This is a genomic window from Rhizobium sp. 10PS4 (assembly GCF_032464805.1).
In the GTDB taxonomy this organism is placed as follows: domain Bacteria; phylum Pseudomonadota; class Alphaproteobacteria; order Rhizobiales; family Rhizobiaceae; genus Rhizobium; species Rhizobium laguerreae.
On the sequence record NZ_JAWDIW010000005.1, the window covers coordinates 177,304 to 197,297 of the forward strand.

At 61.2% G+C, this 19,994-nt stretch carries 19 protein-coding genes; 11 read left to right on the forward strand and 8 right to left on the reverse strand.

The window, feature by feature from the left end; all coding sequences use genetic code 11:
• The first annotated feature begins 57 nt into the window (after window positions 1–57).
• Window positions 58–1,524: an FGGY-family carbohydrate kinase gene (locus tag RWJ89_RS11250; protein ID WP_221943683.1), complete on the forward strand. Its 1,467-nt coding sequence runs from the start codon at window positions 58–60 to the stop codon at window positions 1,522–1,524.
• 21 nt (window positions 1,525–1,545) lie between these two features.
• Entirely contained in the window at window positions 1,546–2,496 is a 951-nt protein-coding gene (locus tag RWJ89_RS11255) for a sugar-binding transcriptional regulator (RefSeq protein ID WP_020050231.1), read from the forward strand.
• A 21-nt stretch (window positions 2,497–2,517) separates the two neighbouring features.
• Here RWJ89_RS11255 and RWJ89_RS11260 read toward each other — a convergent pair whose 3' ends face one another.
• From RWJ89_RS11260 to RWJ89_RS11270, 3 genes are read right to left on the reverse strand one after another with little or no spacing between them, the layout of a single operon-like run.
• The gene (locus tag RWJ89_RS11260; protein WP_221943681.1) at window positions 2,518–3,270 is read right to left on the reverse strand and encodes an ABC transporter ATP-binding protein; all 753 of its coding nucleotides are present in this window, start codon (window positions 3,268–3,270) and stop codon (window positions 2,518–2,520) included.
• A complete protein-coding gene (locus RWJ89_RS11265) occupies window positions 3,264–4,334 on the reverse strand; it encodes a FecCD family ABC transporter permease (protein WP_221943679.1) in 1,071 nt (356 codons plus the stop codon). The genes RWJ89_RS11260 and RWJ89_RS11265 overlap by 7 nt, the downstream gene beginning before the upstream one ends.
• Before the next feature lie 7 nt (window positions 4,335–4,341).
• Complete coding sequence (locus tag RWJ89_RS11270) at window positions 4,342–5,478, reverse strand: ABC transporter substrate-binding protein (RefSeq protein WP_316030918.1); 1,137 nt, start codon at window positions 5,476–5,478, stop codon at window positions 4,342–4,344.
• Window positions 5,479–5,593: 115 nt separating this feature from the next.
• Here RWJ89_RS11270 and RWJ89_RS11275 point away from each other — a divergent pair, with 115 nt between their 5' ends.
• Window positions 5,594–6,379: a class I SAM-dependent methyltransferase gene (locus RWJ89_RS11275; RefSeq protein ID WP_316028593.1), complete on the forward strand. Its 786-nt coding sequence runs from the start codon at window positions 5,594–5,596 to the stop codon at window positions 6,377–6,379.
• 275 nt (window positions 6,380–6,654) lie between these two features.
• Here the strand turns inward: RWJ89_RS11275 and moaA are convergent, their stop codons facing one another.
• Window positions 6,655–7,701, reverse strand: a complete 1,047-nt coding sequence (moaA, locus tag RWJ89_RS11280; RefSeq protein ID WP_168284414.1) for a GTP 3',8-cyclase MoaA — start codon at window positions 7,699–7,701, stop codon at window positions 6,655–6,657.
• A gap of 136 nt (window positions 7,702–7,837) precedes the next feature.
• Between moaA and RWJ89_RS11285 the strand changes: the two genes are divergently transcribed.
• A complete protein-coding gene (locus RWJ89_RS11285; protein ID WP_168284413.1) occupies window positions 7,838–8,212 on the forward strand; it encodes a gamma-butyrobetaine hydroxylase-like domain-containing protein in 375 nt (124 codons plus the stop codon).
• Window positions 8,213–8,275: 63 nt separating this feature from the next.
• Window positions 8,276–9,466 (forward strand): low temperature requirement protein A, encoded by a 1,191-nt coding sequence (locus tag RWJ89_RS11290; protein WP_168284412.1) that lies wholly within the window; start codon window positions 8,276–8,278, stop codon window positions 9,464–9,466.
• A gap of 2 nt (window positions 9,467–9,468) precedes the next feature.
• On the opposite strand, the gene RWJ89_RS11295 is transcribed toward RWJ89_RS11290, so the two are convergent.
• Window positions 9,469–9,936: a MarR family winged helix-turn-helix transcriptional regulator gene (locus tag RWJ89_RS11295; RefSeq protein ID WP_077978337.1), complete on the reverse strand. Its 468-nt coding sequence runs from the start codon at window positions 9,934–9,936 to the stop codon at window positions 9,469–9,471.
• 47 nt (window positions 9,937–9,983) lie between these two features.
• Between RWJ89_RS11295 and RWJ89_RS11300 the strand changes: the two genes are divergently transcribed.
• Both RWJ89_RS11300 and RWJ89_RS11305 read left to right on the forward strand, forming a co-directional pair.
• Entirely contained in the window at window positions 9,984–10,964 is a 981-nt protein-coding gene (locus RWJ89_RS11300; RefSeq protein ID WP_168284410.1) for an alpha/beta hydrolase, read from the forward strand.
• Window positions 10,965–11,000: 36 nt separating this feature from the next.
• Entirely contained in the window at window positions 11,001–11,612 is a 612-nt protein-coding gene (locus RWJ89_RS11305) for a pyridoxamine 5'-phosphate oxidase family protein (protein WP_168284409.1), read from the forward strand.
• A 199-nt stretch (window positions 11,613–11,811) separates the two neighbouring features.
• Here RWJ89_RS11305 and RWJ89_RS11310 read toward each other — a convergent pair whose 3' ends face one another.
• Window positions 11,812–12,879, reverse strand: coding sequence for a GGDEF domain-containing protein (locus tag RWJ89_RS11310; protein ID WP_131642404.1), 1,068 nt, complete (start codon window positions 12,877–12,879; stop codon window positions 11,812–11,814).
• A 347-nt stretch (window positions 12,880–13,226) separates the two neighbouring features.
• On the opposite strand from RWJ89_RS11310, the gene RWJ89_RS11315 reads away from it, so the two are divergent.
• Window positions 13,227–13,433, forward strand: coding sequence for a hypothetical protein (locus RWJ89_RS11315; protein WP_077979208.1), 207 nt, complete (start codon window positions 13,227–13,229; stop codon window positions 13,431–13,433).
• Window positions 13,434–13,458: 25 nt separating this feature from the next.
• Here RWJ89_RS11315 and RWJ89_RS11320 read toward each other — a convergent pair whose 3' ends face one another.
• A complete protein-coding gene (locus RWJ89_RS11320) occupies window positions 13,459–15,066 on the reverse strand; it encodes a fumarate hydratase (protein ID WP_316030919.1) in 1,608 nt (535 codons plus the stop codon).
• Between the two features lie 193 nt (window positions 15,067–15,259).
• On the opposite strand from RWJ89_RS11320, the gene RWJ89_RS11325 reads away from it, so the two are divergent.
• Complete coding sequence (locus tag RWJ89_RS11325) at window positions 15,260–16,093, forward strand: VCBS domain-containing protein (protein WP_131642406.1); 834 nt, start codon at window positions 15,260–15,262, stop codon at window positions 16,091–16,093.
• A gap of 132 nt (window positions 16,094–16,225) precedes the next feature.
• Here the strand turns inward: RWJ89_RS11325 and fumC are convergent, their stop codons facing one another.
• Window positions 16,226–17,617: a class II fumarate hydratase gene (fumC, locus tag RWJ89_RS11330; protein ID WP_077978331.1), complete on the reverse strand. Its 1,392-nt coding sequence runs from the start codon at window positions 17,615–17,617 to the stop codon at window positions 16,226–16,228.
• Between the two features lie 61 nt (window positions 17,618–17,678).
• Here fumC and RWJ89_RS11335 point away from each other — a divergent pair, with 61 nt between their 5' ends.
• Together RWJ89_RS11335 and RWJ89_RS11340 are read left to right on the forward strand one after the other, a co-directional pair.
• Entirely contained in the window at window positions 17,679–17,945 is a 267-nt protein-coding gene (locus RWJ89_RS11335) for a hypothetical protein (protein WP_132609179.1), read from the forward strand.
• A gap of 92 nt (window positions 17,946–18,037) precedes the next feature.
• Window positions 18,038–19,942 (forward strand): L,D-transpeptidase family protein, encoded by a 1,905-nt coding sequence (locus tag RWJ89_RS11340; RefSeq protein ID WP_316030920.1) that lies wholly within the window; start codon window positions 18,038–18,040, stop codon window positions 19,940–19,942.
• The last annotated feature ends 52 nt before the right edge of the window (window positions 19,943–19,994 follow it).

Here is a 19,994-nt window from a genome sequence, read left to right on the forward strand (position 1 = left end):
TGATCAGCCCCGACGCTTTTTGTCGTCCCGGCTGCCGTCTGATCTGGGGAGGATAGAATGCGGGCAATTCTGGCAATTGACCAGGGCACGACCAATTCAAAGGCAGTTCTCGTTTCCGAAAAGGGAGAAATTGTTGGCAGGGGTTCGGCTCCAGTCGGCATCGCCTATCCGAAACTAGGCTGGGTCGAACAAGACCCACGCCGGCTCTACGCATCCGTCTGCGAGGCGATCGACGCCTGCCTGAAGGCCACCCCCGACGTGGCTGTCGAGGCGGTGGCCATTTCCAATCAGCGCGAGTCAGTCACTGCCTGGGACGCCGAAACGGGAGAAGCACTTGGGCCGGTGGTAAGCTGGCAGTGCCGTCGAACGGCACAGGATTGTGAACGTCTCATTGTCGAAGGCCACCTTGACCGTGTGCAGGCGCTCACAGGCCTGCCATTGGATCCGATGTTCCCGGGTTCGAAATTCCGATGGCTGCTCGACCGCATTCCGGCCGGGCGATCGGTGCGGCTGGGAACGGTCGACAGTTGGCTCGTCCACTGCCTGACCGGCGGGCGCCGGCATGTTTGCGACGCGTCGAATGCCGCCCGGAGCCAGTTGTTCGATCTCCGGGAGCAGAGATGGAGCGAGGAGCTTGGCGAGATTTTCAGCGTGGATATCGCGCTTCTGCCCGAGGTGCTCGACAGCTCTGCCGATTTCGGCCGAACGCAAGGATTGCCTGGGGTGCCGGATGGCACTCCGATAATGGCTGCGATCGGAGACAGCCACGCAGCCCTGTTCGGTCATGGAGCATTCAAGCCGGGTGACGGGAAGGTGACCTTCGGAACCGGCTCTTCGGTAATGACGACGCTGCCGCAATTCATTCCCCCACGCAACGGCGTCACAACCACCGTCGCATGGCGTATCGAGGGAAAGCCGACTTTCGCTTTCGAAGGCAATATTCTCGTTTGCGCCGCCAGTCTCCCCTGGATGGCAGGCATTCTCGGCCTTTCGGACGTGGCGGCCCTTGTCGAACTTGCGGCAGGCGCGGAACCGGGCGGACCGGGCTTCGTGCCAGCATTCGTGGGACTGGGCGCACCCTATTGGAATTCCGACGCCCGTGCCCTGTTCTCCCAGATCAACTTCAATACGACACGTGCGCAAATGGCGCGGTCGGTCACCGACTCCATCGCCTTCCAGGTGCATGACGTGATCGCGGCCATGCGGGCACAGAGCGGCGGCGCGCTTGGCGCGCTCTACGTAGACGGCGGACCGAGCCAGAACCGCTTTCTGATGCAGTGTGTCTCGGACCTCATCGAACATCCGGTGATCCAACGCGAAGCACCCGAGGCGTCGGCTTTGGGGGCTGCTTATCTGGCGGGGCTTTCACTCGGCCTGTGGAGCGATCTCCAGATTATCGCGGAGTTGCCGCGAAACTCGCAAATCATCGAGCCTCGACCCCTGGATCGCGCGGCGCTTCTTGATACCTGGAATGATGCGCTTGTCCGCTCGACGGCCCGCGAAACAAAGGCTAAAGGTGAATAAAAATTCACTCTGGGATTAGCGATGACTCGCCTTAACGAACTCCGCCTGATCTCAAGGGTCGCCCAGATGTACCATATGGAGGGGCGGCGACAGGCGGAGATCGCACAGCACCTTCGCCTCTCCCAGGCGACGGTGTCGCGCATGCTTAAGCGTGCCGAGGCTGAAGATATCGTGCGAACCAGCGTGATCCCTCCCGCCGGCACCTACAGCGAGCTTGAGGGCGCGCTTCGCGAGAAATACGATCTGCCGGAGGCGATCGTCGTTGAGTGCACGGAAGATCGGGACGGAGCGATCATGGCCCGTATCGGAGAGGCAGCGGCTCATCTCTTGGAGGTGACGCTTGCGCCGGGGGAGATCATCGGCGTTTCGAGTTGGAGCCAGACCATTTTCAAGATGGTCGAGAACATTCATCCTCAGAAGAGCGCTCAGGCGAAATACGTCGTCCAGACCCTTGGAGGCATGGGCGATCCTTCAGTGCAGACGCATGCGACGCAGCTTACCACGCGGCTAGCACGCCTGACTGGCGCTGAGCCGAAACTGCTCCCCGTGCAGGGTGTTACGTCATCCAGAGAGGCAAAGCTTCTTATGCAGGCCGACCCGTTCGTCCGCGAGACGATGGACCTGTTCGGCAGCATAACGCTTGCGATTGTCGGGATCGGAGCAGTCGAACCGTCCGAACTTCTCGCCCGGTCCGGCAACATCTTTTCGTCTCGCGAACTGTCTGATCTCGCGGAAGCGGGAGCCGTCGGCGATATCTCTCTTCGCTTCTTCGATAAGAACGGCAAGCCGGTCAAGACGCCCTTGGACGACCGGGTTATCGGCCTTCCACTTGAGGATCTCGAACGAGTGGACCGGGTCATTGCTCTTGCCGGCGGATCCAAAAAGACTGACGCGATAGCAGGCGCGCTCCGCGTGGGGGTCATCGACATGCTTGTTACCGACAAGTTTACCGCGCAGCGATTGATCAACTGACGAGGCAGGCTGTTGCCCACCTCAATGCGCCGTCCCATCCACGATCACATGATCGTATTCCATCGAGCATTTCTCGACCCGGGCCTCGACACGGTAGATCTCCCGCAGCATCTCGGCGGTAACGACGTCGCGGGGAGTGCCGCAGGCGTGCATGCGACCGTTGGCGATGACGAGGACCTTGTCGGCGAAGCGTAGTGCCTGGTTGAGATCGTGAATGGCGATCAGCACGATCATGCCCTTGCTACGCGCTTGGCGGCGCATGAAGTCGAGGACCTCGACCTGGCGGTGAAGATCGAGCGCGCTGGTTGGCTCGTCCATCAGCATGATCTCGGGTTCGCGAACCAGCGCCTGGGCGATCGAGACGAGCTGGCGCTGGCCACCGGAAAGCGCGCCGAGATCGCGGAAGGCGATGGCGGTGATATCCAGTGCCTTCATGATCTCGTCGATGAAGCGCAGATCGCTGTCGCTGACGGCCCAGGACTGTCCCTGCTTGCGGGCAAGCAAGATGGATTCATAGACCGTCAGCACCGCGTTGGCCGAGGTATCCTGCGGCATGTAGCCGATGGCGTTTTTCGCCTTCGACCCTTCGACGACGACATGGCCCGGCCCTTTGAGGAGGCCGGTGATGCGCTTGAAGAGGGTCGACTTGCCGGCAGCGTTCGGGCCGATCACCGCCACAACCTCGCCCGATTTCATCATCGGCGTCGTCACGTCCTCGACGAAGAGCTTGCGACCGTGATAGGCGCCAACCGATTGCAACTGAAGCGCTACCACGACCGGCTCCTGTTTGAGAGGATAAGCGAGAAGAAGAAGGGCACGCCGACCAGGGCGGTGATGATGCCGATCGGAAAGACGACGCCCGGAATGATCGACTTCGAAACAATCGAGGTCAGCGACAGGAGCAGCGAGCCCGACAGGACAGAGCCCGGCAGGAAGAAGCGCTGATCCTCGCCGAGGATCATGCGTGATATATGCGGCCCGACGAGGCCGACGAAACCGATCGTGCCGACGAAGCTGACGGGGACTGCGGCAAGCAGCGAGACCACGAGCATGGTCTCCAGCCGGATGCGGCGGACATTGACGCCGAAGCTTGCGGCTTTGTCCTCGCCGAGGCGGATGGCCGTCAGCGCCCAGGCGTTGCGAGCAAAGAGCGGAAGTGCTGCCAGCAGCACGGCGAGCGTCACCCAGATCTTCGGCCAGGTGGCCTTGGTAAGGCTGCCCATCGTCCAGAAGACGACAGCCGACAGCGCCTGTTCGGAGGCGAGATATTGCAGGAAGGCGAGCAAGGCATTGAAGGTGAAGACCAGCGCGATGCCGAGCAACACCACCGTCTGCACCGAGACGCCGCGGGCCTGCGAGACGAAATGGATGAAGAGCGTGGCGATCAGCGCCATGATGAAGGCATTGACCGGCACCAGCAGGCCGGCTGCAACAGGCAGAAGCGGAACGCTGGTGACGATCGCCAGTGCGGCGCCAAAGCTTGCCGCCGCCGAAATGCCGAGCGTGAAGGGGCTGGCGAGCGGATTGGCGAGGATTGTCTGCATCTGTGCGCCGGCGACGGAGAGCGACGCGCCCACGACGATCGCCATCACCGCAACCGGCATGCGGATGTCCCAAACGACGGCCCGCACCTGATCCGAAACGGAGGAGGGGTCAAGAAGGGCGGACACGACCTCGGAAAGACTATAGCGGGCCGGCCCCCAGGCGAGATCGACGGCAAAGGACAGGCATAGCGCTGTCGTCATGGCGGCAAGGATCAGCAGCTTGCGCCGGGCGAGGGCGCGGTAGCGCTCCCTCCCGGCTTCGGCTTCGATCGATATGGCGGCGATCTCGGCCATTTTGGATTTACTTTCCCGCCTTGGCGTCGACCCAGTAACCCGGCTGGTAGGCGACCGGCAGGAATTTTTCGTGGAATTCCTTGAAGGTGGCATCGGGATCGAGATCAGCAAAGAGGTTCGGATGGAACCATTTGGCCAGTTGCTGGACGGCGACGAACTGGTAGGGGCTGGTATAGAACTGGTGCCAGATCGCATGGACATTGCCGCCGGCAACCGCCCTGGAGCTGGTGAAGGCTGGGTTTTCCACCAGCGTGTTCAGCGCCTTGCGGCTGTCGTCGAAGGTGGCGGCGGCATTGGGACCGACATTCACAAAGTCCTTGGCATTCTTGGTCTGGCTCCAGTTGGAGCCAGTGATGACGATGACGTCAGGATTGGAGGAGACGACCTGCTCGGCATTGATCGAGCCGGTATAGCCCGGCAGGAAATCGGAGCCGAGATTGCGGCCGCCGGCCCAATCGACCATCAGGCCGAAATTGTCGGGACCGAAGGTGCCGCAGCATTCGACCAGGCCTGCGGCGCGGTACATGAAGACATTCGGCTTCGGCGGATTGGCGGCCTTCAGCTTGTCGGTCACGCGGGCCATCTGCTCTTTCCAGAAGCTGGCGACGGCTTCGGCGCGGTCTTCATGGCCGAAGATCTGGCCGAGGATCTTCAAGCTCGGCTCGGTGTTGGCGAGGATATGCTCGCGGAAATCGATGTAGACGATCTTCACGCCGATGCCGTTCAGCATGTCTTCGAGTTTCACCTCGTCGGCGGCCGTCTTGTTGCCGATCGGCAGCAGCAGCACATCGGGATGAAGCTTGACAACCGTCTCGGTCTGCAATGTGCCGTCGGTCAGGTTGCCGAGGAAGGGCAGGTCCTTGCCCTTCGGAAACTTCTCGACATAGGCGTTGAAGCCGTCCTTGTCTGTGGTCCAGAGATCGTTGCGCCAGCCGACGATCTTGGCGAAGGGATCTTCCTTCTCGATCGGCGCGACGGCGTAGAGCATGCGGCCTTCCCCAAGGATCACACGCTCGACCGGCTTGTCGAACGTCACTTCGCGGCCCGCGACATCCTTGACGGTGAAGGATTGCGCCCAGGCCGAAAGCGGCATCAGGCCGGCAATCGCAGCCGCGGAGACTGCGAGCATTTGAACGAAATTCATCTGGAAATTCCCCCGATGTCTGAATAATGTCCGCAGGCATAAGAAATATGACTTTGTGAATCAAGTTATATGTTTTAGAGCCTTTCCAAACTGATCCGATGCCGGGGTGCTTCAGATGAATTCGATGAACACGAACTACTCGATCCGCGACGAAATCCGCGATTTCTGGTCGGAACGGGCGGCGACCTTCGACCAGAGCGTCGGTCATGAAATCTTTTCGGAAGCGGAGCGGAAAGGCTGGCAGCGGCTGATCAGAAAACATCTAGGCGAGGGCGAAGGGCGCGCGGCGCTCGATCTCGCCTGCGGCACCGCCGTCATCTCGCATCTGATGCATGATGTCGGCTTTGCGGTCACCGGCCTCGACTGGTCGGATGCGATGCTGGCGCAGGCGCGTGCCAAGGCGAAGAAGCGCGGCACCGATATCCGTTTCGTTTCCGGCGACGCCGAAAACACCATGGAGCCCAAAGACAGCTACGACGTCATCACCAACCGCCATCTCGTCTGGACGCTGGTGGACCCGGCTTCTGCGTTTAAGGAATGGTTCTCGGTATTGAAGCCGGGCGGCAAGGTGCTGATCCTCGACGGCAATATGGGCAAGGAAACCTGGGTCAAGGGCCTGCAGAAGCTCTGGACGAAGGTGACCGGCAAGCTGCCGGCGAGCCATATGTCGCCGGAGATGATGGCGCGGCACCAGAAGATCCGCTCACGCGTGCATTTCTCCAACCAGATGCCGGCCGAAGCCGTCGTCGATCTTCTGCGCCAAGCCGGTTTTACGGATATTGTCGTCGACCGCAAACTCGCCGATATCCATTGGGCGCAGGCGCGTAAGATGCCGTTCCTGCGGGGGCTGGAGCGGATGGTGCAGGAGCGGTTTGCGATTTGTGCGCGCAAGCCTTGGTGATGGGGATGCGGCTCCCTCTTCTCCCCAGCGGGGAGAAGGTGGCCCGAAGGGTCGGATGAGGGGGCCACTCGGCACAGCGTTGATTGCCCTTCGCTTGCGCTCAGCGCATTCGCGGCTTCGCCGCTCACCCCCTCATCTGCCCTGAAGGGCATCTTCTCCCCGCTGGGGAGAAGGGGAGTCTGCCGCACCGTATCCCGGCCCTTCGCATGGCTCAGGGCGTTCGAAGCTGCAATCGATTCACTGGATCGATTGCTCCCGCTTTGCGGGACCGCTTCTCACCCCCCCGTAACACTCATATGCCTGGCCACCGCCGGACGATTATGCGTTCGGTCGATGATGAAGTCGTGGCCTTTGGGTTTTCGGGTGATGGCTTCGTCGATGGCGGTGCGGAGGAGGGCGTCGTCTTCGGTGGCGCGCAGTGCGGCGCGGAGATCGGCGGCGTCGTTCTGGCCGAGGCACATGTAGAGCGTGCCGGTGCAGGTGAGGCGGACGCGGTTGCAGCTTTCGCAGAAATTATGGGTCATCGGTGTGATGAAGCCAAGGCGGCCGCCGGTTTCTTCGACCTTGACGTAACGCGCCGGGCCGCCGGTCTGGTAATCGATGTCAGCGAGGGTGAACTGGTCTTCGAGATCGGCGCGCAGCTTTGAAAGCGGCAGGTACTGGTCGGTGCGGTCTTCTTCGATCTCGCCCATCGGCATGGTTTCGATGACGGTCAGATCCATGCCGCGGCCATGGGCGAAGCGCAGAAGCTCCGGCATCTCGGCATCGTTGAAATCCTTCAGCGCCACGGCGTTGAGCTTGATCTTCAGCCCGGCTTTCTGAGCCGCGTCGATGCCTTCCATGACCTTGGCGAAATCACCCCAGCGGGTGATCTTGCGGAACTTGTCGGGGTCGAGCGTATCCAGCGAGACGTTGATGCGGCGCACGCCGCAATCATAGAGCTCCTCGGCGTGACGCGAAAGCTGTGAGCCGTTGGTGGTCAGCGTCAATTCGTCGAGGCCGGAGCCGATCTTCTGGCCGAGCTGGCGCACCAGATACATGATGTTCTTGCGCACCAGGGGCTCGCCGCCTGTCAGCCTGATCTTGCTGACACCCTTGGCGATGAAGGCGGAACAGAGCCGGTCGAGCTCTTCCAGCGTCAAGAGATCCTTCTTTGGCAGGAAGGTCATATTCTCCGCCATGCAATAGGTGCAGCGGAAATCGCAGCGGTCGGTGACGGAGACGCGGAGATAGGTGACCGCCCGCCCGAAGGGGTCGATCATCGGATGTGCATCCGCCGCCAGCGGCGCTGCATTGCCTATCGTTCCGACTCTGGTGTTCACCTGTATCTCCGTACTCTCTTCAATGTGGGCATATGCTATTGTCGCGTCAAGGGAAACAGCCCGCGCGAGCATGCCAATTTCAGCTTGCGCTGAAAAAGATCAGCGCCTACTCCTCGCATGAGAAGAGGACAAAATGATGAGCGATATCTGGCCGAGCGAACTTCGCGTTTCGAAAGATAGGCAGCGGCTGGTGGTGACCTTCAACGACGGCCAGAGCTTCGACCTGTCGGCCGAACTCTTGCGCGTGCTGTCGCCCTCCGCCGAGGTGCAGGGCCATGGGCCGGGGCAGAAGGTGACGGTGCCGGGCAAGCGCAATGTCGCGATCATCTCCATGATGCCGACCGGCAATTACGCGGTCCGGATCGGCTTCGACGACATGCACGATACCGGCATCTTCACCTGGACCTATCTGCGCGAGCTCGGCGAACGGGGCGCTGAGCTGTTTTCCGCCTATGAGGACGAGCTCAGGGAAAAGGGCATGAACCGCGATACGGCGGAGAAGCCGCGCTGACGCTCGCGAGCGCGCCGCTATCACTTTCAATAGACCCATAATTCCAGCCATCGGGGGGGCCATATGGCGAAAACGAACGGAAAGAACTGGCTGCGCTCCAAGGGCAGCGCCAGCAGCAACAAGGTGACCTTCCTCGAACTGTTCTTCGACCTGGTCTTCGTCTTTTCGATCTCGCAGCTCTCGCATGCGCTCGCCGCCCACTACACGCCGCTCGGTGCCGCCGAAGCGGCGCTGATGACCTTCGCCGTCTGGTGGGTGTGGATATTCACCGCCTGGGTGACGAACTGGCTCGATCCGGACAAGATGCCGGTGCGCGGGATGCTGGTGGCGCTGATGATGCTCGGGCTGCTGCTGTCTGCCTCCATCCCCGAAGCTTTCGGCGACAAGGGACTGCTGTTTGCCGGCGCCTATGTGGCGATGCAGGTCGGGCGCTCGCTGTTTGCCACCTATGCGATGACGCGCGTCGACCGCGCCAATACGCTGAATTTCATCCGCATCACAAACTGGGTCGCGGTTTCGGGGGGCTTCTGGATTGCCGGCGGGCTGCTTGAGCATGAAGCCCGGCTGACCGCCTGGGCGATTGCGCTGGCGATCGAATATGCGGGGCCGGCCGCGGGCTTTGCCGTGCCGGGGCTCGGGCGCTCGACGGCGCGGGATTGGGACGTTTCCGGCGCGCATATGGCCGAACGCTGCGCGCTCTTCGTCATCATCTGCCTCGGCGAAGCGATCCTTGTTTCCGGCCGCACCTTTTCCGAGCTGCCGATCTCAGGCCTGACCAGTCTTATCTTCGCGACCGCCTTCATCGGAACGGTCGCCATGTGGTGGCTCTACTTCCGCTTCGGTCACGGGCGCGCCGCCCACCGCATCGAGCATGATGAGACGCCGGGAAGCTTGGCGCGGCAGGCCTTCACCTATGGGCATATCCCTATCCTCGCCGGCATCATCGTCCATGCGGTTGCGGTCGAATTCATGTTCTCGCATCCGCATGAAGCAGGTGATCTCGGCATCGCCGCAGCCGTGCTCGGCGGCTCCGGCCTGTTCCTGATCGGCAATCTCTGGTTCAAGGGCGCGACCAGCGGGCGGATGCCGCTCTCGCATCTTGCCGGCTTGGTGTTTTTGATCCTGCTTGCTTTTGTCGCGCCCTTCATCGAGGTCTATCTGATGGGCATTCTGGCGACGCTGGTGCTGATCGTCGTTGCCGCCTGGGAATACCGCTCGCTGACCGGTACGGAGGCGTCGCCGACGCTGCATTAAACTCAGTCCTCGTCGCGCAGATCTTTCAGCAGCACAGTGACGATCCGCTCCATCGAATCGGCGGTCGCCATGCATTGCTCTATCGGCTCGTTCGACAGAACGCGGTCGATGAGGCCCGTCTGGATGGCCATGGCTTCCTCACTCAGCTTTCGGCCCTCTGGTGTCAAATAGAGGCGCAGCACGCGCTTGTCGCGCTCGTCATCGCGGCGAAGGATCAGACCGCGCTTCTCCATCTGCGGGAGCAGCATGCTCATATTGGAGCGGCCGACCAGCAGCTTGCGCGCCAACTCCTGCTGCGAGATGCCTTCGAAACGGTAGAGATTGACCAGGATATCGAGGTGCGGCGGCTTGATGTCGAGATCGGCAAGCGATCGAGCGAGGGATTGTTGCATAAGCTGGCAGGCGCGAGCCACCGCGATCCAGCTGCGAAAACGCGGATGATCCCAGGGAAGGGATTGATTTTTGTTCATCGTTGTACTTTATTGTTCAGTGTTGAACAGTCTTTTGGAATCCCACTATGGCAAACTTTGCGCTTGACGTCACCCGCCTCGGGTTTTCGCTGCTGCAGGCGGTTTCGCCTGACCTGGCAGGCAGAGTAGCGTTCCGGCTGTTCTGCCGGACGCCATCGGCCAAGCCGAAGGGAGCAAAGGCGAGGGCGGCGCATGCAGCGGGCGCGGCCCTACTTGCCGGCGCCGAACGCTTCACCCTCCGGCTCGCCGGCGGGCGCCAAGCGCATGCCTATCGGCTGAACGGCGGGGCGAGGGGCAAACGCAAGCGCTACCTGGTGACACATGGCTGGGGATCGAGCGCGGCCTATATGGCCGAACTCGTCTCGATGCTTTCGGCAACGGGCGCGGAGGTCGTGGCGCTCGATTTTCCCGGCCACGGCCGTTCCGGCGGGCGCTTCCTTCATATGGGGCTTGCGGTCGAGACGATCGCGGCGGCCGAGGCGCGCTTCGGCGCATTCGACGCGGCGATCGGCCATTCCTTCGGCGGTGCGGCACTGATGGTCTCGGCGGCAGGCTTGCTGCCTGGTGTGGCGCCTGTCACCACGGAGAGACTGGTGCTGATCGGTGCGCCGAGCGAGATGGGCTGGCTGTTTACCGATTTCGGCCGGATGGTCAATCTTCGCCCTGCAGCGCAAGCGACACTGGAGAACGAGGTCCATCGCGTCACCGGACGGAGACTTGAGGATTTCGACGCCGGCGAGGCGGCGGGCGTCATCGGCCGGCCGGTGCTCGTCATCCATGCCGAAGATGACAAGGAGGTGTCGTCTCTCCATGCCAGGCGCTATGGCGCGGCGGGGACGGGCGTTCGGCTTCTTTGGGCGAACGGCTTCGGCCACCGGCGCATCATCGGCGCCGCGCCGGTTCTTGCCGCGATCGCGGCTTTTCTCGGCGGCGATCGGGGCGCGGGTGAAGTACCCGACGAAAGCATCAAAAAAGATGCGGAGATCATTCCTTTTTTTGAGCTTCCGGCAAAACGCGCGGCATTGTAGCGTCCTCGCGAAGATCAAGCCGCGGCGGGACGTCTCATGAAAATCATCAGCAGCATCGAAGAGCTCAACACGATCTACGGGGCCGGACTTTCGCCGGCCTCCGTCACCAAGGTGACGAAGCAATTGACCCCGCTCTATCGGGAGATGATCGAGAGCTCGCCGTTTGCAGCGCTTGCGACCGTCGGGCCGGAAGGGCTCGATTGTTCACCGCGCGGCGATCTCGGCGGCGTGGTGCGCGTCGTCGACGATGAGACGCTGCATCTGCCGGATTGGCGCGGCAACAACCGGGTCGATTCGCTGTCCAACATCGTGCGCGATCCGAGACTGGCACTGATGTTCCTGATCCCCGGCTCGAACACGACGATGCGCATCAACGGCCGAGGCGTCGTCTCCAACGATGAGGCGCTGCTTTCAAGCTTCGAGATGGACGGCAAACATCCGCGCACCGTCGTCGTCATTTCGATCGACGAGGTCTACTTCCAATGCGCGCGCGCCGTGATGCGAGCCGAACTCTGGAATGGAGAACACTTCGCCGATCCGGCAAAGCTACCGACGCCCGGGCAGATGCTGAAGGCGGCAACCGGCGATTTCGATCAGGAAACCTACGATCGGGAATGGCCTGGGCGGGCGGCGAAGACGATGTGGTAAAACCGCCGTCATCTGTTGTGACGGCTCAGCTTTTTGACAAACCTCGCCCTTTACTCGACGTCATCCTCGGCCTTGTGCCTCTGCTGCACCGGATGCAGATGCTCGGGACAAGCTCGAGCATGATGAAAGAGGAGTTGGCCGGAGCGTCAGCAGCGTGTCGCCGTCACCGGCGACCGCGTGCGCGCAGCGCGGGAGGCCGTCACGTCTTGTAGATCAGCCAGCTCTTGGTGAAATCCTTCTGCATGCCGTCCTGATAGAGGATGGTGCAGTTGCGGCCGGCATTCTTGGCGCCGTAGAGGGCGATGTCGGTCTTGCTGTAGAGTTCGCCGGCATCCTCGGCATTGGAGGCCATGCAGATGCCGATCGAGACGGTGACCGGGCCGTAATTTACCCGCGTGCGGGAATTCTTGAAGGGGGTTGCCTCCAGCGTGCGGCGGATGCGCTCGGCGATCGCGGCCACCTCTTCAGGCGTGTTGCCGTCGACGATGAGGGCGAATTCCTCGCCGCCGGTGCGGGCGACGAAGATGTCGCGGCGGACATTGCTGCGGATGACGGAGGCGACGGTGGCGAGCACCTTGTCACCGACCGGATGGCCGTAGGTGTCGTTGATCTTCTTGAAATTGTCGATGTCGCAGAGCAGCAGCGCCGTTACCGGCCGCATGCCGGGATTGTTGAAGACAGCGGCGAGGCGGTCATCGAAAGCGCGCCGGTTGGAAAGGCGTGTCAGCGAGTCGGTGTTGGCGATGCGCTTGTATTCGTCGAGTTCCTTACGGACCTGATCCATCTCCTGAGAGCGCTGGATGACGTCCTCGACGGTGCGTTCGCCATGCGCCATGGTATCGCCGGTCGCCTGGCTGAGAAGATCAATGGCGTTTTCGATCAGTTCAACGCTTGCATTGCTCTTGGAGGTGATGCGCTTCTGGGTCTCGCCGAGCAGCCTGGTGTAGCTTTCGAGCGAACTCTGCTCCTGCCGGAGAATGCGCAACAGGCCGTCGAGTTCGCCTGATATGCGCGTATGGGCATCGTCGAAGACACGGGCCGGGCTGTGGGTGAAGTGCTGCGCGCCGAGCGCATCGAGTTCGGCCTGGGTCACCTGGCCGCCGAGGGCCGCGAGCTCGCGGGTAAGGGCCGGATTAGAGCCGATATAGGCCTCGTAGAAGAGTTGGTAATTGCGCGGTATCGGCGCGACGCCCATGGAGCGCATGGCATAGGTGATCTGACCCGCAACGTCGGGGATCTGCACCTTGGGCGCGACAGCCGTATTCATCCGGCGAACTCCTCATATATTCAAAGGCAATATTCTATTTGTTAGCTTAAATTTGTTGGGAAAAGATTAAAGCGATATATACCAAGGATTACATACGACAAATGCCCCATGGGTCAATACTTCGATCAGACCTATGATTCTTCACGGAAAAACGTATCTTTAGCGGGACAGTGCATACTCGTTGAGCGGGAGCGGTGTCTGAAAAACTTACAGTTCTTCTCTTCCGGAGACCGTATTCATCTTGTCGACAGCTGATTTTGGCCGTTCCGTATTGCGGTGCCGGTATTTTGGAGTGATATTTCTTGGCGGCAAACCCGATCGTAGCCTGCAAGCCAGGGCGTGAGATCGTGGAAACCTCCCGTCATATTTCTTTCGCCATCCTCGCATTCACCGTCCTCGCCGCCGGCACCTTGCTGCTGGAGCACACCGGCTTCTTCGCCGGCGCTTTCCGCACGGAGATCCTGGCAAGGGTCGATGCCGGGGATGTGGTGAGCGTGGGCGAGGCGGTGACAGCGCGGAATGTCGCCGCGTCGGATAAGGCGTCGGCACGGTAGAACGGGCGGCAACGCAGCCTGCCAATCACCCCAAATTCAGTTCCTGGAAGAAATCATTGCCCTTGTCGTCTATGACGATGAAGGCGGGGAAGTCCTCGACTTCGATTTTCCAGACCGCTTCCATGCCGAGTTCGGGATATTCGAATACTTCGACCTTGCGGATACAGTCCTGGGCAAGACGGGCGGCAGGGCCACCGATCGAGCCGAGATAGAAGCCGCCGTGTTTCTTGCAGGCCTCGCGTACGGCGCGCGACCGATTGCCCTTGGCGAGCATCACCATCGAGCCGCCGAAAGACTGGAACTGATCGACGTAACTGTCCATGCGACCGGCCGTCGTCGGGCCGAAGGAGCCGGAGGCGTAGCCGACAGGCGTCTTGGCGGGGCCGGCATAATAGACCGGGTGGTTTTTCAGGTAATCGGGCATGCCTTCGCCCTTTTCCAGCCGCTCGCGGATCTTGGCGTGCGCTAGGTCGCGGGCGACGATGATGGTGCCGGTCAAGGAGAGGCGCGTCTTGACGGGATGCCTGGAGAGTTCGGCGAGAATCTCGGCCATCGGCCGGTTGAGGTCAATGCGCACCGTCGATTCCGACAGTTTCGCCTCGTCGATCTCGGGCATGTATTTCGACGGATCGGTTTCGAGCTGCTCGACGAAGATGCCATCTCGGGTGATCCGGCCCTTGGCCTGACGGTCGGCGGAACAGGAGACGCCGAGGCCGATCGGCAGCGAGGCGCCGTGGCGAGGCAGGCGGATGACACGGACGTCATGACAGAAATATTTGCCGCCGAACTGGGCGCCGACGCCCATCTGCTGGGTCAGCTTGTGGATTTCCTTCTCCATCTCGATGTCGCGGAAGGCGTGGCCGCTCTCGGAACCTTCGGTCGGCAGCTCGTCGAGATAGCGGGTGGAGGCGAGCTTGACGGTCTTCAGGTTCATCTCGGCCGAGGTGCCGCCGATGACGATCGCCAGATGGTAGGGAGGACAGGCTGCCGTCCCTAACGTCAGGATCTTCTCCTTAAGGAAGTCGATCATCCGGTCATGGGTCAAAAGCGAGGGCGTGCCCTGGTAAAGGAAGGTCTTGTTAGCCGAGCCGCCGCCCTTGGCGACGAAGAGGAATTCGTAGGCGTCGGTGCCTTCCTCGTAGATGTCGATCTGAGCCGGCAGATTGTTTCTGGTGTTCTTTTCCTCGAACATTTTGACCGGCGCGAGCTGCGAGTAACGCAGGTTCTTCTTCTCATAGGCATCCATGACGCCGCGGGCCAGCGCCGCACTATCCTCGCCCTCGGTCCAGACCCTGCGGCCTTTCTTGCCCATGATGATCGCCGTGCCGGTGTCCTGGCACATGGGCAGCACGCCGCCGGCGGCGATGTTGGCGTTCTTCAAGAGATCGTAGGCGACGAAACGGTCGTTGTCGGTCGCCTCGGGATCGTCGAGGATCGAGGCGAGCTGTTTCAGATGGCCGGGGCGCAGCAAGTGGTTGATGTCGGCAAAGGCGGTTTCCGCCAGCAGGCGGATGCCTTCCGGCTCGACGGTCAGGATCTCCTGGCCCTTGAACGTATCGACCGAGACATGGTCGCCGCTGAGCTTGCGATAGGGGGTGGTATCCTTGCCGAGGGGGAAGAGATCGTCAGCCATCGAAGTGACCTTTCTGGTGGGGCGTCGCTAGATTGGAACCGGTCTAAATCCGCTGCGGGGCAAAAGCAATCAGGACCACGCGCGGCGGATGAGGCGAACCGTCGAAATCGGTCCGACAAAAAGACGACTTCAAGTTGCCTTCTGTTGGAGGCCAGTACATATTCCCGGCAGCGTTAACCTGCCGGGGCTTCCAATGACAAATGCAAAGCCAACTGCTGTCGACGACCTTCTCGTTTTTTTCGAAGACAATTGGATCCGTGGGAATCTGCTGCGCCTCTCCAGCGATCCCGAGGGAGCGGACATGTATGTTCGCTTCGTCAATGGCGTGCGTATCGACGCCAAACATGGGCCTGACCACGAAACGATCATAAGGGGCGAATACGGAACCTTCAGACTGAAACCTGACGGTCATTTCGAGTACGAGCTGGACTACACGCTCGACGTCGTGAAAAATTTAACGAAATACGATCAGCTCATCGAGAAGTTGAGCTTCAAGATGTCCGATGGCTCAGGGGGCACGGACCTCGGCGTGCTGACCCTTGCGATCGACGGCGTCAACGAAGGCGAAAAATACCACGAAATCCTGGATTTCGACGATTTGGGCGTCACATCGAGGGCCGATAATTTCTCTCTGCCTGATTATCGCAACTTTGCGCTCTCGGTGAATGGAAGCCACGAGGTGACGCTTCTGAACGGGTATGTCTATGATACCATCCCGGGTGTCGACGCCATCACCGAGGACGGTTTCAGCGATACCGTTCTATCGCCAGGTTCTGCGCCCGTAAGCTTGAAAATGCTCGATGGCGGGGAATTCACCTTTCAGAGCGTTTCGATTGCCGAATTGTCGGCAGCGCCCTTTCACCTGACGCTCACCGCGCTGAACGACGGCCAGATCGTCTATCAGCAGGAGCTCGAGGTCACCGGCCCCACTCTCGAAGTCAATCTCGAAGACATCGAAGAAATCCGTTTCGACTTCATGGGCAATTCCGTCGTGATGGACAATTTTTCGCTGTTTGCCTTGCTATAGGCTGGAGGGAGTCGAGGCGTTGCGGCATCCCCTTCTCCCCGCGAGCGGGGTCCGAAGGACGGGTCGAGACCTGTGGCTCGACCCCGGTTGGTGGCGGCAGCCGGATGAGGGGCTGTGGCCTATGCGACCTTCCTACTTCGGCCCGATCATCGTTTCCGGGCGCACGATCTCGTCGTACTCTTCCGAGGTCACCAAGCCGCTGGCGAGGGCCTCTTCCTTTAGTGTCGTGCCGTTCTTATGCGCTGTTTTGGCGATCTTGGCGGCTGCGTCGTAGCCGATCTTTGGGGCGAGGGCGGTCACCAGCATCAGCGAGCGTTCGAGGCCGGCCTTGATATTGTCCTCGCGCGCCTCGATGCCGACGACGCAATTGTCGGTGAAGGAGACGGCGGCGTCGGCGAGCAGTTGCACCGACTGCAGGAAATTATAGGCCATCATCGGATTGTAGACGTTGAGTTCGAAATGGCCCTGGCTGTCGGCGAAGGTCAGAGCCGCGTTGTTGCCGAAGATATGGACGCAGACCTGCGTCAGTGCCTCGCACTGGGTCGGATTGACCTTGCCGGGCATGATCGAGGAACCGGGCTCGTTTTCCGGCAGCGCCAGTTCGCCGAGGCCGGCGCGCGGGCCGGAACCGAGCAGGCGGATGTCGTTGGCGATCTTGAAGAGGGCGGCGGCTGCCGCGTTGATGGCGCCGTGGGAAAAGACCATGCTGTCATGCGAGGCGAGCGCCTCGAACTTGTTCGGCGCAGTGACGAAAGGCATGCCTGTGATGGCGGCGATCTCTTCGGCGACCTTTTCGGCAAAGCCCACCGGCGCGTTGAGGCCGGTGCCGACGGCAGTACCACCCTGGGCGAGCTCGCAAAGGCCGGGCAGGGTCATTTCGATGCGCTTGATGGCGGAGCCGACCTGGGCGGCATAACCCGAAAATTCCTGGCCGAGCGTCAGCGGCGTCGCATCCTGGGTGTGGGTGCGGCCGATCTTGATGATGTGGCTGAATTCGGTGACCTTCATGTCGAGGGCGGCATGCAGGTGCTTCAGGGCCGGCAGCAGGTGATGGGCGATCTGCTCGGCACAGGCGATGTGCATGGCCGTCGGATAGGTGTCGTTCGACGACTGGCTCATGTTGACGTGATCGTTCGGATGCACCGGCTTCTTGGAACCCATGACGCCGCCGAGCATTTCTATCGCACGATTGGAGATCACCTCGTTGGCATTCATATTGGACTGCGTGCCTGAACCGGTCTGCCAGACGACCAGCGGAAAGTGGTCGTTCAGCTTGCCGTCGATCACCTCCTGGGCGGCGTCGACGATCGCTTTGCCGAGGGCAGGATCGAGCTGGTCGAGCGACATGTTGACGCGGGCGGCGGCCTGCTTGACGATGCCGAGCGCGCGCACGATCGACAGCGGTTGCTTTTCCCAGCCGATCTTGAAATTGCCGAGCGAACGCTCGGCCTGGGCGCCCCAATATCGGTCGGCGGCGACGTCGATCGGGCCAAAAGTATCGGTTTCGGTGCGGGTTGCGGTCATCGGCCTTGCCTTCCCTTTACATGCTGTTTTCGGGCATTTTCAAAAGATGAGGTCTTATAGGTTGGAAAGTCCGACAAGAAAACTGGACGCCGCGCGAAATATTGAAATCGGCAGTCATGTTTGCGATGGCTTTTCGGCGTGCCTTTTAGGCCACTTTGGAAATTTTATGCGTCCGGGCGTTTTCGCCGGACTGGTCTGGCGGCGAAAATTCGGTAAAAAATTAACTAATAATTTCATAATTTTGTGTGAACTGCTGGGCGGCGCCGTGCAGGATCTCCGTCACACAAAATTGAGTCCGCCGGCGCTGGCGGCGCAGGCCGGTTTCTGATCAATGAGGCCCCTACGCTGCGTGAGTTTCGCGGGATTTGAGCTTGAGCCTTGCGCTCGTGACAAGAACAGCATGACCGGACTGGAAGATATATGACGTTCGTTTTGAAAAGCGCGGCATCCGCATTGGCACTTTCCTGCGGCGTGGCAATGATGAGTGCCGCACCCGCGCATGCTTATACACTGATGGACATGCTGCGCGGCGACAGGCAGCGGACGCAGAGCACCATCTTCATGGACCAGATGCCGCCCGGCCGTCTGGGCCAGCGCGGCGGCTCGCTCGGCGGGCTCGATCCGGAAGCGCCGCTGCCGAAGGTGAGCGGTCCGCGTTATTATACCTATAAAACCGAGACGCTGCAGTTCGTCGATACCGGCAGGTTTGCCGATCCGGTGGTCACCGGCGCGGTTGCCGATGTTTCGGGCAGCGGTGACGCCAGCGCCGAACCCGCTGTGCAGCGTCGTTTCCTGGCGCAGGCCAAGGTGCGCGCCAATGCCGACGTCGCAAAGGCGCTCGAAGCCTATTACGGCGACAGCCGCAATCCGCTCGTCTGGGTCGAGGGCAACCAGATCAACGACCGTGCCAAGTCGGCGATGCTGGTCCTTGCCGATGCGGCCTTCGTTGGCCTCGACCCGGCGGATTACGCCGTCCAGACGCCTGATATCGACCCGGCCAATCCCGATCCCGCCTTCCGCGACCGGGCGCTGACACAGTTCGAGCTCGATCTCTCCGCCAAGGTGCTCGCCTTCGTGCAGGACACGGTGCGCGGCCGCATCGATCCGAACAAGATCTCCGGCTATCACGACTTCCAGCGCAAGGTGGTTAACCTGGCCCCGGTGCTGAAGCTTGCCCGCATGAGCCCCGATGTCGGCGCCTACATCGGCAGCCGCTCGCCCGATAGTCCGCAATTCCAGGCGCTGAAGGCAGAGCTTGCCAAGCTTCGGGCTGCCGACGGCGGCAACGAGGAGCGAATCGTCGTTTCGCTCGACAGGCTGCTGAGGCCTGGCGACAGCTCGCCGGAGATCGCCAATATCGTCAAGGCGATCGGCAAGCACGGTTCCGAAACGCTGAAGACCGATCATGCGGCAACGCTTGCTGCTTACGCCGGTAGCCTCGACTATTCGCCCGACATCGTTTCGCTGGTCGAGGATTTCCAGAAAGAGCGCGGGCTGAAGCCCGATGGCGTCATCGGCCAGGCGACCGTGCGCGCCATGACCGGCGGCGATACCAATGCCTCGAAGATCGACAAGCTCGTCGTTGCCATGGAGCAGGCGCGCTGGCTGCCGGAGGATCTCGGTTCCCGCTACGTCATGATCAACCAGCCGGCCTACATGGTCTACTACCACAATGACGGCAAGGAACAGCTGTCGATGCGCGTGGTGGTCGGCGGCAAGAACAACCAGACCTATTTCTTCGACGACGAAATCGAGACGGTCGAGTTCAACCCGTTCTGGGGCGTGCCGCAGTCGATCATCATCAACGAGATGCTGCCGAAGCTGCGCTCGGATCCGAACTATCTCGACCAGCTCGGTTATGAGGTCGAAGTGAACGGCCACGCCGTCGCCTCGTCGAGCGTCGACTGGTACGGCTCGACCAACAATGTCTCGGTGCGCCAGCCGCCAAGCAGCGACAATGCGCTCGGCGAACTGAAGATCCTGTTCCCGAACAGCCACGCGATCTACATGCACGACACGCCGTCGAAGAGCTTCTTCAAGCGCGACATGCGGGCGCTGAGCCACGGTTGCGTACGCCTTGCCGATCCGCGGGCGATGGCGGCCGCCGTGCTCGGCACGACGGTCGACGACGTCGCCAAGCAGATCGCCAGCGGGCAGAACCATGCGGTCCGCGTGCCGCAGAAGATCCCGGTCTACGTCTCCTACTTCACCGCCTGGCCGAACAAGGACGGCGTGGTGGAATATTTCGACGACGTCTACGGCCGCGACGCTTATGTCGATAAGGCTTTCGATGCGACGAGCAAGGCGCGTGGGGCGCAGATCTGATAATCAGCTCTGATTAGTGATGCTGGCGGGCGGTCTTTGGGCCGCCCGTTTT

Coding starts and splice junctions, on each gene's coding strand:
- RWJ89_RS11250 (WP_221943683.1), top strand. CDS start 58: ATGCGGGCAATTCTGGCAATTGACCAGGGCACGACCAATTCAAAGGCA.
- RWJ89_RS11255 (WP_020050231.1), top strand. CDS start 1,546: ATGACTCGCCTTAACGAACTCCGCCTGATCTCAAGGGTCGCCCAGATG.
- RWJ89_RS11265 (WP_221943679.1), bottom strand. CDS start 4,334: ATGGCCGAGATCGCCGCCATATCGATCGAAGCCGAAGCCGGGAGGGAG.
- RWJ89_RS11270 (WP_316030918.1), bottom strand. CDS start 5,478: ATGAATTTCGTTCAAATGCTCGCAGTCTCCGCGGCTGCGATTGCCGGC.
- RWJ89_RS11275 (WP_316028593.1), top strand. CDS start 5,594: ATGAATTCGATGAACACGAACTACTCGATCCGCGACGAAATCCGCGAT.
- RWJ89_RS11285 (WP_168284413.1), top strand. CDS start 7,838: ATGAGCGATATCTGGCCGAGCGAACTTCGCGTTTCGAAAGATAGGCAG.
- RWJ89_RS11290 (WP_168284412.1), top strand. CDS start 8,276: ATGGCGAAAACGAACGGAAAGAACTGGCTGCGCTCCAAGGGCAGCGCC.
- RWJ89_RS11295 (WP_077978337.1), bottom strand. CDS start 9,936: ATGAACAAAAATCAATCCCTTCCCTGGGATCATCCGCGTTTTCGCAGC.
- RWJ89_RS11300 (WP_168284410.1), top strand. CDS start 9,984: ATGGCAAACTTTGCGCTTGACGTCACCCGCCTCGGGTTTTCGCTGCTG.
- RWJ89_RS11305 (WP_168284409.1), top strand. CDS start 11,001: ATGAAAATCATCAGCAGCATCGAAGAGCTCAACACGATCTACGGGGCC.
- RWJ89_RS11310 (WP_131642404.1), bottom strand. CDS start 12,879: ATGAATACGGCTGTCGCGCCCAAGGTGCAGATCCCCGACGTTGCGGGT.
- RWJ89_RS11320 (WP_316030919.1), bottom strand. CDS start 15,066: ATGGCTGACGATCTCTTCCCCCTCGGCAAGGATACCACCCCCTATCGC.
- RWJ89_RS11325 (WP_131642406.1), top strand. CDS start 15,260: ATGACAAATGCAAAGCCAACTGCTGTCGACGACCTTCTCGTTTTTTTC.
- fumC (WP_077978331.1), bottom strand. CDS start 17,617: ATGACCGCAACCCGCACCGAAACCGATACTTTTGGCCCGATCGACGTC.
- RWJ89_RS11340 (WP_316030920.1), top strand. CDS start 18,038: ATGACGTTCGTTTTGAAAAGCGCGGCATCCGCATTGGCACTTTCCTGC.